The organism is Methanobacterium sp., assembly GCA_012838205.1.
Taxonomy (GTDB): domain Archaea; phylum Methanobacteriota; class Methanobacteria; order Methanobacteriales; family Methanobacteriaceae; genus Methanobacterium.
The window spans coordinates 1-12,316 of record DUPR01000055.1 but is presented as its reverse complement, the minus strand read 5'-3'; the positions used below and the strand labels follow the sequence as shown (position 1 = coordinate 12,316).

At 36.9% G+C, this 12,316-nt stretch carries 11 protein-coding genes and 1 pseudogene; 3 read left to right on the top strand and 9 right to left on the bottom strand.

Annotated features, from left to right (window positions below; translation table 11 throughout):
- Window positions 1–341 precede the first annotated feature (341 nt).
- Window positions 342–518, top strand: a complete 177-nt coding sequence (locus GXZ72_08170) for a hypothetical protein (protein HHT19518.1) — start codon at window positions 342–344, stop codon at window positions 516–518.
- Window positions 519–939: 421 nt separating this feature from the next.
- Here the strand turns inward: GXZ72_08170 and GXZ72_08165 are convergent, their stop codons facing one another.
- From GXZ72_08165 to GXZ72_08135, 7 genes and pseudogenes are all read right to left on the bottom strand, one after another.
- Window positions 940–1,890, bottom strand: coding sequence for a magnesium transporter (locus tag GXZ72_08165; protein ID HHT19517.1), 951 nt, complete (start codon window positions 1,888–1,890; stop codon window positions 940–942).
- Between the two features lie 372 nt (window positions 1,891–2,262).
- Entirely contained in the window at window positions 2,263–3,678 is a 1,416-nt protein-coding gene (locus tag GXZ72_08160) for a hypothetical protein (GenBank protein ID HHT19516.1), read from the bottom strand.
- A gap of 239 nt (window positions 3,679–3,917) precedes the next feature.
- The gene (locus GXZ72_08155; GenBank protein ID HHT19515.1) at window positions 3,918–5,285 is read right to left on the bottom strand and encodes an MFS transporter; all 1,368 of its coding nucleotides are present in this window, start codon (window positions 5,283–5,285) and stop codon (window positions 3,918–3,920) included.
- 370 nt (window positions 5,286–5,655) lie between these two features.
- The gene (locus tag GXZ72_08150) at window positions 5,656–6,000 is read right to left on the bottom strand and encodes a hypothetical protein (GenBank protein ID HHT19514.1); all 345 of its coding nucleotides are present in this window, start codon (window positions 5,998–6,000) and stop codon (window positions 5,656–5,658) included.
- 230 nt (window positions 6,001–6,230) lie between these two features.
- A complete protein-coding gene (gene nikR / locus GXZ72_08145) occupies window positions 6,231–6,638 on the bottom strand; it encodes a nickel-responsive transcriptional regulator NikR (GenBank protein HHT19513.1) in 408 nt (135 codons plus the stop codon).
- A 551-nt stretch (window positions 6,639–7,189) separates the two neighbouring features.
- Window positions 7,190–9,460, bottom strand: a pseudogene (locus GXZ72_08140) (DEAD/DEAH box helicase).
- A 63-nt stretch (window positions 9,461–9,523) separates the two neighbouring features.
- Window positions 9,524–10,006, bottom strand: coding sequence for a DUF488 domain-containing protein (locus tag GXZ72_08135; protein ID HHT19512.1), 483 nt, complete (start codon window positions 10,004–10,006; stop codon window positions 9,524–9,526).
- Window positions 10,007–10,086: 80 nt separating this feature from the next.
- Here GXZ72_08135 and GXZ72_08130 point away from each other — a divergent pair, with 80 nt between their 5' ends.
- Complete coding sequence (locus GXZ72_08130; protein HHT19511.1) at window positions 10,087–10,323, top strand: hypothetical protein; 237 nt, start codon at window positions 10,087–10,089, stop codon at window positions 10,321–10,323.
- Window positions 10,324–10,373: 50 nt separating this feature from the next.
- Here GXZ72_08130 and GXZ72_08125 read toward each other — a convergent pair whose 3' ends face one another.
- Both GXZ72_08125 and GXZ72_08120 read right to left on the bottom strand, forming a co-directional pair.
- Window positions 10,374–10,691 (bottom strand): hypothetical protein, encoded by a 318-nt coding sequence (locus GXZ72_08125; protein HHT19510.1) that lies wholly within the window; start codon window positions 10,689–10,691, stop codon window positions 10,374–10,376.
- Between the two features lie 83 nt (window positions 10,692–10,774).
- The gene (locus GXZ72_08120) at window positions 10,775–11,140 is read right to left on the bottom strand and encodes a hypothetical protein (protein HHT19509.1); all 366 of its coding nucleotides are present in this window, start codon (window positions 11,138–11,140) and stop codon (window positions 10,775–10,777) included.
- 591 nt (window positions 11,141–11,731) lie between these two features.
- Here GXZ72_08120 and GXZ72_08115 point away from each other — a divergent pair.
- A partial coding sequence (locus GXZ72_08115; GenBank protein HHT19508.1) for a hypothetical protein occupies window positions 11,732–12,316 on the top strand: 585 nt, incomplete at its 3' end.

Below are 12,316 nucleotides of genomic sequence, written 5' to 3'. Positions count from 1 at the left end.
TTACCTAAAGCAATAAAACGAATATTTAAAACAACCCACGGGCTTCAAGAGTATTTAACACTACAAAAAGAAAAATGGGACAAATCCCACAGAATAAATAAAAACAACTAAAAAATGGACAAACCCGAGATTTAAAAAAAAAGTAGATTATCCTATTTCATACAAAGCTTCAAATCTTATTTTTATATTCTCAAAATATTCTAATGGATGATATTATTAGCTATTTAGCTATTTTCTAAAGAGGCCTGCAAGTATGGGATGAAAGAGGCCTTTCTGGTGCAACAGAGCACTTTCGAAGTGATGAACATGAAGTTAGTCTTTCTGGGGAAGTTGATAGGCAATTGGAAACAGATCTAGAAACTGGTCGTACTGATGGTGAGGAATGCCACCTAGCAGGTGAACAGGAAATAAATCTGACTATATCGGGAGACAGCGGTTTAATAGGTGAGAGTGAAATGTCCTGCTTTGAAATGCTAGATAATGGCCTACAAGATGGGAATAAGAAATTTTTAGGATAACAAGAGTATGGCCTTTTAGGTGAACATGAACGATACATTTTTGTGTAGCTAGATAATGGCCTTGTAGGTGAAATTAGAACATCATCACAAGAATTCTCGGAATAAACATATCCTCCATAAAAAGAATCAACTGCTTTAACCTCAACATAACCCTGATCAGATTTTAAACTAGCATTGGAAACAGGATTAATATTAATGGAGAGAACTAAAACTCCCAAGAAAACAAAAAATGTTAGAAAGGCTCCTTTTTTAATCAATTTCTCTGCACCATCCTTGAATATCATTATTGGGTTTTAATCAAAATATCCGGAAAATTTCCACTACCAAAACCATTCCACTATAATGTTGTTATATCTATACTGTTTTAAATAATCTGTTATACCAATACGGGTTGTTATACTAGTATAAAATAAACGATGATTCAAGGATTTTGTAATAATATAACAGCCACTGCAAGGTAAATAGCCAATGTAGTGATATCCGAAAAGATAGTGGCTAGTGGGCCAGTGGCCAATGCTGGGTCATAGTTGAATTTTTTCAAAATCAGCGGAGCGAAAGTGTTAATGGCAACTGAGGCAATAATACTCAAAAAAAGTGCGAAAAATATGATAAGCCCTAATGTTATGTTTTGACGAGTTACATAGGCTAAAATAGAAGCAAACAATCCTGAAACTGCTGCCAGAGCAATGGCAACAATTATTTCTCGAGTCAGATATCTTCGTATGTTAAGTTGGGTGTCCAATGCCATACTACGAATAATAAGTGCTTCAGTCTGGGCTCCGGCAGCATCACTCATATAGACCATAACTGGAATGAAACTAGCCAATGCAATAAAACTGGCCAAAAGCTCTTCGAATATGGCGATCAAGGATGCAGCTAGAATACCGCCAATAACTCCAATAATGAGCCAGGGAAGACGGGACTGGATCATGTGGGTGGCTGTTGAATTGATGGAAGTGTATTCCTCACCGACTTTATGAAAAATACCACCAAATTTGAAAATGTCACCTTCAACTTCGTGGTTAAAAATTTGTAAGATAGTGTCATAGGGTACTACTCCCAAAAATTTACAGTCAGCATCCACCACAGGAATAGCCTTCAAACCATTGGAAAGAGCCTGATACACCACCTTTTCATGATCAGTATTTTCACTAACAGTGACTAGATCTTTAATCATAATATCTGAAGCTTTCAATGTTTTATCCTGGTTTCGTAACATGTTCTTTATAGATATTACGCCTTTTAAAATATTTTCAGGGCTGGTAATGTAAATATAATCCATACTGGAGAATTCAGGGGAGTCATGGGCTAATCGTTTTTCAATTTCTTCTATTGTGTCATGGGCACTGTAAACTGGAACATTGGTTATCATGTTAAACCCAGCAGTCCCCTTAACATATTTATCTTGACCTTGGGTAGTGATTTGAATTCCTCCAAAAATTGGCTATGATTATGATAATTATAGATTAAAATATGTTTTGATAGCTACTTAAATGTGTTATACTATTTTGTTGTATCAGTATACAAAACAGCATGTTTTTAATCATATACTCAAATAAAAATGAATAATCGTGAATTATTATTTTCCGGATGATTTATCATTGATTTTCAATATTTAAAAGCGTGTTGAATAAGAATATACAAGAAATAGGTTTTAACAAAAAAAATGGCATCAACTGTTGTACCATTAAATTCACTTATTTTTTTAAAAAAAAGAAAAATAGGGAATATTTTACAAACTCCATTAATTTCTTTTAGAAGAGGAGAAGATTCCTCCCAACACCATCAATAAAGCCAGAACAATGGGCACTAATGGAGTTCCTGTTTTCTGCATCCCAATAGTTTTAGACAAGGTTTTAACACTTGCAGCCTCAACAATCACCACTTGAGCAGGGACCGGGGTCATGAATCCATCTAAAATAGCGTAGACATGTGCAATGCCTAATCCATCATTTGCTCTTAAAATCGTGGTAACGATTCCGCCTACTGTGTAACGAGTCACCTGTTTACTGCCTACATTTCCAATATCTGTGGTTAAGGTAATAGGTGTTCCATCAGGTATATGGCCTATGCTGGATGTGTCCTCTCCAAAGTTGTTGTAGATCACACTGGCAGTCACCAGGGAGGTACCTCCAAATGCAACGTTGTGGGGGTTTGCAGAAACCTTTAGAACCAACCATTTAGACGTGTCTGCGAAGTTATCTGGGTCGTAAATTGCAGATGGCAATGTGCGTGGGTCGTTATTGGAACCCCACCAGTTGTTAGTGGCATCGATGGGTTGGAAGATACTATTTTGACCATCACCATCTTGACGGAGTCTAAGTGTATTCAAATACAATCCAAAAGGAGTATTGCCCACAATCCGGTTGACGTTTATTTTCAAAATAGGTGAACCCGCCGCTTCACTGGCAATTGGGAAGCAATTGATGTAGATTGCATTACCACTGTTGTTGATGAAGTTGTTTCCAATTAACTGTAATAAAGTTACGCTGGAAGCAAATACTGCACCACCATGATCACTGGTATCTCTGTTTCCTGTGAAAGTACTGCCAGTAACAGTTAATGAACTACCATACTGAGTGTAGATTGCACCGCCAGAGTCATTGGGTTTTGCTTCGTTGTTTTCGAACAAACAGTTTGTTACTGAAGTAGTTCCAGCGTTATATATTGCACCACCTTCGAAAGCTTTGTTGTCTTTGAAGTTACAGTTAATTGCATTTAAAGTAGCAGCTGAATCAACATAAACTGCGCCACCGGCACATGTATCTCCATTTTTGAGAGTTAAATCCTTTAGTGTTACAGTATATCCATCACTGATTCTGAATATATTATCCAAGCCTTTTGCATCAATAATGGTCAATTCTTTACCTGCACCCTTGATGGTCACATCTTTTTGGATATTTATACCGTAATCTTTACTGACTCCTCCGTTATCCTGATTATAAGTTCCTGCTGCCATGTGTAATGTTAGTGAAGTACCACTAAGAGCGTCAATACCTTTTCCAACAGTTTCAAATGGATTGTCAATAGTTCCAGTACCAGTGTTGTCATCACCATCAGGAGATACATAAACCTCAGACACTCCATTTGCATAACTTGACCCGGCAAGGGCCAGTGCCAATAAAAATGTAGCTATAAACAAAATAGATTGTTTTTTCACGATTATCACCTCCGGTTACAGTTTTAAATTAATTAATCAAATGAAAAATCAATGAATTTTCCCTGTAAGAGGTGATTCTGCGGATCCAATAGAAAAATAAATAAGGTATTATTGCACACCCCCCCGTAATTTACTTGCAAAATGTTTTATCTGTGCAATGAAAGTAATTACATACAATAATTTGTAATTAATTGTAATTAAAACTATTGGGAATAATGTTCTATCAACCAAATAAAAACTCAAAAAATAGTTTTTAGTTGTTCTTTTTTACTTTTCAATCCCATTGCTAAAATAGTCATAGTAATAGCTACGAATCCCATTAACACAAAAGCAAATTCATATCCTCTCAGCAGACCAGCATAAGAACCTATCACCGCACCAATAAGAGCCCCACCTAAAAGTTGACCCGCACTGGTAATAATGTTTATCAAAGCCTGGCCCGAAGCTCTTTCCTTAGGAGGGCTTTCCACCAGCATAATATAACGTGGCGGAGACCCAATGGCAGTGCTCATACCCACACCAATAAGTACAGAAGCAAAGATAAACATATTAAATATTGTGGAGTAAATGCTAAGTAAAAAGAGGCCGATTATCATTATAAATGCTCCTGTGAGCATTATATTCCTAGAACCAAATTTATCCAGAAGTTTTCCAATAATGGGTGCTCCAATAGCCATGGTAAGCACAACTGGTATTAACATCCAACTGGCATCTGTTGAGTCCAAAGATAAAGCCACAATAGCAAATGAGGGAATAAATACGGTGGACGCCTGAATCAGTCCAGTGCCCACCATTATACTAGAAACAAGTTTAACTTCCCTACTACGGAAGAGATCCACCTGAATTAGGGGATTGTTAGTGTTCAATTCTACTTTTAACAGCACAGGGAGTAACACTAAACTTAAAACCAGGAAAGGCCAGACTGACAATGAAAAAATGCTGCTAGCGAAGTTATTAGTGTCGATCTGGTTAATCCCATAAGCTAAACATGAAACAAACAACCCTAAAATAACAATACCAGGCCAATCTAAACGAATGTCTGGATTTTTAACAGATCTAGGGAGAATGTAAAAGCTTCCCAACAAAACCACTATAGAAATAGGAATATTAATAATAAACAACCACTTCCAACCATAATCCAAGAGTAAACCGCCTAAAACTGGTCCAAGAACACTGGACAAACCCCAGACAGAGCTTAAAATTCCCAAAGCCCCGCCTCTTTTTTCAGGAGGGAAAACATCCCCAATAAAAGCATTGGCCACCGGGAAGATACCCCCAGCACCCACACCCTGAATAGCCCTACCAAAAAGCACCATTTCAAAGGAAACCGATGTTATAGTTATAACAGAACCTAAAGCAAATAATAAGATGTCAATCATATAAACCCATTTTCGACCATACATATCTGATAATTTAGCCATTAAAGGGGTTCCGATCATGAAAAATAGGATGTAGATGGTGAAAACCCAGCTTAACAATCTTTCATTAACACAAAAATCTGTTCCAATAGCATGTAATGCAGGACCCACAATACCAATATCAAGGGATCCCATAAACACACCTACTAGTAGCAGAAGCAGTATGCGAATATTAGCTTTAGATTCCATAAACCCATATTGGGTTTATTTATTTTAAAGATTTTCGCCAACTTTAAAAAAAATAGGGGTGCACTAAAAAAAGAAATAGACAATATAATTAAAAAGATACCTTCAATGAAAATTTAATCCATCTTTCAGAGTTTTAATAAAATATAACAGAACTGCTAGGGGGGACGAAATGACTCACCCCTACTCTGGGAGGGAGTTTTAGGGATTTTTTAATTAAAAAAATAATTGTACAAGCTTCCAAGTAGGGTATACTATATTGATACAGATTCTAAAAAAAACAGTAAAAAAAGCACTATCCAGTTCGTGCGGATCACTTTCCAATAAGGTGGTGGAACTTAAAAGTGCTCAAAACAACTATTCACCCCTTTTTTTAGGGAGTTAAATAGACACTGATTTGTGCATCAGTAAGTGATGGATAATTACTAGTATTCTGAGAAGCCACCACTTTTCCATCTCTATAGGCAGTTATATATATCGGATCAGATTTATCATCGTTTTTTTCAACTTTAGCCCTTAAAGATCCAGTAATACTTCCTAGATCGAATGATTTATCGCCAGTACCTTCTATGGTGCGGGTTCCTGAAGAATCAGTTATGGTACCATTCCAATCGCCAGTATAGTTGACAACAACTGTAACCGCAGAAGAAGCACATCCAGATGCTGCAACAATAAAACAAACCACAATCAACAATCCTATTCCGATTTTACTATCCATTCGTTCTCCCTCCTCAATAGATACTACAATTTTAGCTAAGCCAAAATTACAATCTAATATATTATTCTATTTAGAAGAAAATAAACATTACACAAAATACAATTTCAAAATTAAAAATATGCAGTAATCCCTTCTTTATTATCATCTCTTTTTTCCCATACAGAAGGAATAATCAGGGTTAAAAAAATATAAAACAGAAATTCATGCCAAAATTGGAGAAGATCAGTAATTCAATGATCTTTTACCCCTGAACTAGTGAGTTTCACGTGTTCTACACCTTTGAGGCTCATGATTTTTTCGGTGAGTTCTCGAATTTGAGTAACTTCCCCTTTTACTACTATTACTTCCATGCATTGTTTATCGTTCATGTGTATGTGCATTACAGCGTTAATGTGATCGGTGTATTGGTGTTGGATATTGGTGATTTCATCCAAAACACCCATGTAATGGTGGTCGTAGATTACTGCGATAGTTCCAATCCTTTCCCCATCCATCTCATTCATCCACTGATAACGGAGCATATAATCCTTTAGTGCATCCCTTATTCCTTTAGATCTTGAATTATATCCCCGGTCCTGAAGTACTTCATCAAATTCTTCCAATAATTTCCTAGGCAGTGACATACTTATTCTTATCAAGACAATTCCCTCCAACATAAATCTTCTCAATAATGATTCTCAATAATAATATTAATATCATATATAATAACTTGTTCCCTATTCTTGTTTTCTACGCAGTTTTTCATCTAATATGGAAATTTTAATTCCCTTTTTAAACCTTTTTTTTAAAGATATCAAGTACATTTCTTAGTTGATTTTTTAGATTCTAACTGAAAACTTCTGGAAGAATTTTTTAGAAATAGTAAAAGATCCAGTGCTCAAGGTACGTCCTTAGTAAAAGATCCAGTGCTAAGAGCACGTCCTCAGTAAAAGATATAGTGTTCATGGTACGTCCTCTAATGGAATTCTGTTTTGGGTGCAGTGATTTATGCAAATTCCAAGTAATGAGAATATCCGATTGTAAACTCGAATCACCATTCAAAAAGCCATATAAAAAAAGGTTTTCAATTTAATGTGAAAATTAGCAATGCTTCTAAACTACTGGTAGCATTTTACTCCTTTTAATGAGAGATTTGATAGTCAAATATTTAGTTTATTATTGGCTTGGAATTAATTTACATCAGGCCAGATTCTATATTTTCACCTTTCATCAGTTTCAACATGGCTTCTAAGATGAAGATTGTGCCCTTTTTATGGAGTGGTTTGTTATCGTTACCACATTTAGGTGAATAGATACAAGTGGGGCAGCCCTTTTGGCACTGGCAGGTTTTAACCATGTCCCGGGTGACCTCCACCAGTTTCTCCATAACCTCCACCGCCTTCTCTGCCAGACCAATACCACCCTCATAGGCATCGTAGATGAAGATAGTGGCTTTATCAGTTTGAGAGTGATAATTAGTGGATAAACCACCAATGTCAAACCGGTCACACAGCACTAGCAAGGGAAACATAGATATAAGGGCGTGTTCTGCACCGTGCAAGCTACCAGCATAGGAATCCTTTTTAGGGAAGATGTTTTCCAAACTATCTGCCACCACTCCCGGAAGTGTGAACCATAAACCACGGGTATGGTATTTTAGGGGTGGTAAATCAAGGTTATGTGTTGCTAAAGTTTTCCCGTAGAGCATTTCCTTGTACTTGTAGAAATCTTGACTAACCTTTACTTCTCCAAAGGAGACCCTGAAATTTCCGATGGTGCGATGGTAGGCCTCTTTTTCAATGGTAACATCCACATTCTTAAGAGCCTGGGTATGGTAATCCACATCCATCTTTTTTACATTTATTTTCCTATTTTGCAGGTTGAAACTATCCACAATATAAGTTTCACCTTGGTTTATGAGCACTGCCCCTTCATGGGCTTCACTGTAGGCATGCTGCCGGTTCATGGTTTCCATCAACTTTTTTTTATGGAACACTCGGAAGTGATCACTGCTGATCTGGTCCAGGCTGATGTTTATTGCTGGATCTTTAAGTCCAACAAAAGTCAAACCTAATAGGCCTTCTTTTACCATCATATTTTTCCGAATAGCATCCCAAGTATCATAATCAGTCTGGAAATATTTTTCATAACCTTCCACAGTTAAAGGTAACTCTTTAATAGCGCATAAAATATGTCCTTTGGATATTTTCTCATTTTCCAGGTCAATAACTGCATTTTCATGGGATTTGTGAAATAAGAATTCCGGATGATTCATGAGGTACTGGTCCAACGCGTTTTCAAAGGCCACCATAACAACTAAGGATTCATTTTCACCTCTACCTGCCCTTCCGGCCTGTTGCCAGGTGCTGATCATGGTACCAGGGTAGCCACTGATAATCACACCATCCAAGCTGCCAATATCTACCCCTAACTCCAAGGCATTGGTACAAGTCACACCTACCAGGTTACCAGTTTTTAATCCTTTCTCTATTTTTCTACGCTCTTCTGCCAAGAAACCTGAACGATAAGCCGTCACACGATGAACCAGTTCTGGTTTTATTTCACTAAGCTCTTTTTTAGTCCACATCGCTATGATTTCAGCCATTTTCCGGCTGACTGTGAAACACAGGGTCTGCAGATCATTTAAAACCATTAACTGGAACAGGTTTTTGGTCTCCTGGTGAGTGGAAAGTTCACCCCACTTGGCATAAGGGTTATACAATACAAAGTGTTTCCTACCACTTGGAGAGGTATCTTTTTTTATTTCTTTAAAGTCCACACCCACCAGGTTGCGGCTGAATTCCTCTGGATTGGCTAAGGTGGCTGATGATAGGATAAACTGTGGGTAGGAACCATAATGGTTGCATATGCGCCTCAACCTCCTTATAAGGAATGCTACATTTGAGCCGAAAACACCTCGGTAGTGGTGGGCTTCGTCGATCACCACATATTTGAGGTTTTTATAAAAACGGCTCCATTGATGATGCCATCCTAAAATGAGGTGTAACATGTAGGGATTGGTTAGAATTAACCGGGAGTTTTCCTTAATCCAGGGACGGATTTTTTTAGGAGTATCCCCATCATAGATATTTGGTTTAAAATCAAGATCACAAGATGATTCCAAGTGTTTGAGAACATTTAACTGGTCATTGGCCAGTGCCTTAGCCGGGTAGATGTAAAGGGCAGTGGCCTCAGAATCTTGACTAAATGTTTCAATAATAGGCAAGTTGAAGGCTAAAGTTTTCCCAGATGCAGTGGGGGTGGTTATGAGGATGTTTTCACCACTCCGAATAAGTTGGGTGGCTTCAACTTGGTGTTGGTAAAGCTTTATGTGACTGTCCTGGAGGTATTTCTCAATAGACTCTGGGAGATCCTTTAACTTGCCGTACTGGGCCTTTCTGGCGGTGAGGGTTTCAATGTGTTCCACCTTCCTCTTGAAAGCACGGTTATCTTCCAGGGTTTTAAGGACATTTTCAAGCATGATAATCGTGTTTTTGTTTAAATGATCATTTAAAACATATGATATGACTTCTCTTCAACGTATTTATACTAAACGGGCCTGAAAATCCATTTCAACCTTATCTGTGTCTCCATGACCTCTGATATGTGATATTTCAAACCCCTTTTTTAGGAGGGATTGGCCTATTAGGTGATGTCGATGGCAAGATTTAGGATCTTCCTCACTGCACATTATGACTATCTGATTTTTTTCAGTTAACTTAATTAGTTCATTCAATGCTTCCTGGTACTTTTCATCTTTTTCCAGACGATGGTAGATGAGTTCATGGTTATGGTAAAACTTTTTATCTCGTGGTTTACCGCCCATATTTTTACCCAGATAAACGTATTTAATCAGGGACTCCTCCAATGATTTCTGTAAAGGTTTTTTGTTAAAATGTGGGGAGTGTTTGCTGTAAGGGTTGGTCCTCACATCTGCTACCAGGTTAATATCGTGTTTCTGGATTAATTCCAGGAAAGTGGAGAAAAGGTGGTTGCTGTGGCCGATGGTGAATACTTTAGGAGCCATGTGACTATTGAGGTTCATTGTTATAGTTAAATTTATTCACTTTGGATTGATCATAATAGGTATAGGGAGGGGGATCTGATTTGACATACCAAGATGATGAGTTAAAGCCTGAAAATATTCGTTACACCCTGGGAATGATGGAACATACCATGGTCAATCTGATAAAAACCCATATAAACCATCAGCATGGACTAAAAACCCATGACCCTGTAATTGTTATTCACAAAGATGACTTTGCTAAAATACTAAATAACTTACAGGATGAAGCAGTTAAAGATAAGTTCTGTGAAGTTTATCAAGTTGTTAACGACTGGTAATCCCTCAAAAAGACTAGTGCTTCTAGTAATATATGGTTAAAAATTGGGGTTTATTTCTTTCGATATTCTACTTTAAAATCTTTCCAAGGATTTTTGCCGGTCTTGGATGGTTGTTTGCCATTGTAGGTTATTCGTACTTCCATTCCAAGGTCCACTTTTTTCATTAACTCGTCCAAGACTTTGGAGCCCCATATATTCATTTCACCCTGACTAGTTTTTAGGGTGTACAGTTTGCTCTTGAACTGGCCAACATTTTCTTCAAAATCTATGTATGTGCCTTGCAAGGTTTCTCCCACTGCTTCCGGCTCCCAATAGTTTGGTTTTTCAATTTCATCTTCATCTCTTTTAACTTCAGTCCATTCACTCATATCATATCCCTCATTACAAGTACTAATTTGCCTAAGAAATTAAGATTTTCTAATCCAACAAGCCTTAAAAAAAATCCCTAGGTTCAAATACCCTTTTTGTCCTTATAATCATCTATTTTTTCGTTGAAACTTTCTAAAGGCATTAATATGATGTTAAATTGTTCTAATTTTATGTTTGACTTGAAACATGTTTTTTCCAGATTTTTAAGAACATTATCTGGGGCGATAACTAAGTGTTCGTTGGGTGGCTTCATAACCTCAAATTCCCTGCCATCAACTTCCAAAAAAGTCCCTAAATATTGGAAAATTGAGTCAGGAGTTAAAGGGTTTTCCAGTTCTATTTGTATAGTTACCACTGCCCAGGGATCATCCTCTTTTTCAGGTTTAACTACCCACACATCCAACTCTCCAGCCGGAGTTCTTTTGTCAGTTTTCTTACTTTCTACCATTATATACCATCTCTAGAATTAATAATCATTTTTCCAGTTGTGATATAATTTTTTACCTTAACTATCACTTTGTCATATCAATACTTACTTTTTATCTCTTGATAAAATATAATAAGTAGGGTAATAGTTGATTTACTCCTTTATACTTTGAACTGATGTGTTGGTAGTTTACTATTTCCTAAAAGAACTAACCATTGTGGTGGAACGTACGAATGTGTATAGTAGCCTAACAGCACTTTACTAGCAGCTGCAATTTTCCTGCTTAAATAAATGGGAAGTTAGACATATTCATACCCCTATAGATGTTATTCATTGACCGTCTACTGGTTGGTGCCTAAGCTAATGGTTTATCCAAATAAAACATGGCAATAGAATACTATTTACCAGCGAATTTAAATATAATAATTATTGTTTAAGAAAAGATTACAAGAAATTATATTATAGTTTAAGAAAAGAAAACAAGATATTATCTAAGATTTCCCTTCTGTGGGGATGTGTGGTTTGAATTTAGATAATATTAAATCTTACATCATCTTGGAAAGCTGATGTAGTGATGCAACCGATAATATTTTCAAAATATAGGTGTTAATGATGTTTAATATACTAAAAAAATCTTGGGAACTGGCCATGATAATAATTACTGCTATTTTATCAATCCTTTTTTTCATCTTCCTAGTAATGTTCCCAGAATTCACCTACCTGGCTCCGATCTTCCTATTGTTTGGTTCGCTGATCACTGCATCTCTAAATATTTATATGAACCGGATTCATGAGGCTCAGAAGGAAGAAAGAGCCATGAAACGGGTTATGACTAATGTTAGAAACACAATTCTCCAGAACCGTAAAATTGCTTCGGATTACTCAAAAAAAGCATTATCTCCCACACAAAAATTCAACCAACTGAATTCTGGTTTTTGGGATATTATCAGTGCCAACGCTACTATTCTGGAGATTAATGGCGAAGAACTTGGCCAGATAATGGATATTAAAATGGTGACTGATGAGATCAATGGCTTGATATTAACCCGAAATGATATCATCAACCCTGCCTCAGATAATGTTGCCAGTGCATTTTCCCTCAGCAGAACCTCAACACCCTTAAGTACTGTGGCCTACACTTTAAGGAAAAAATTGGATCTACTCATCCAGAAATCAGATAACTACCTATCTCTAGAT

Coding starts and splice junctions, on each gene's coding strand:
- GXZ72_08120 (HHT19509.1), bottom strand. CDS start 11,140: ATGGTAGAAAGTAAGAAAACTGACAAAAGAACTCCGGCTGGAGAGTTG.
- GXZ72_08125 (HHT19510.1), bottom strand. CDS start 10,691: ATGAGTGAATGGACTGAAGTTAAAAGAGATGAAGATGAAATTGAAAAA.
- GXZ72_08135 (HHT19512.1), bottom strand. CDS start 10,006: ATGGCTCCTAAAGTATTCACCATCGGCCACAGCAACCACCTTTTCTCC.
- GXZ72_08155 (HHT19515.1), bottom strand. CDS start 5,285: ATGGAATCTAAAGCTAATATTCGCATACTGCTTCTGCTACTAGTAGGT.
- GXZ72_08165 (HHT19517.1), bottom strand. CDS start 1,890: ATGATAACCAATGTTCCAGTTTACAGTGCCCATGACACAATAGAAGAA.
- GXZ72_08150 (HHT19514.1), bottom strand. CDS start 6,000: ATGGATAGTAAAATCGGAATAGGATTGTTGATTGTGGTTTGTTTTATT.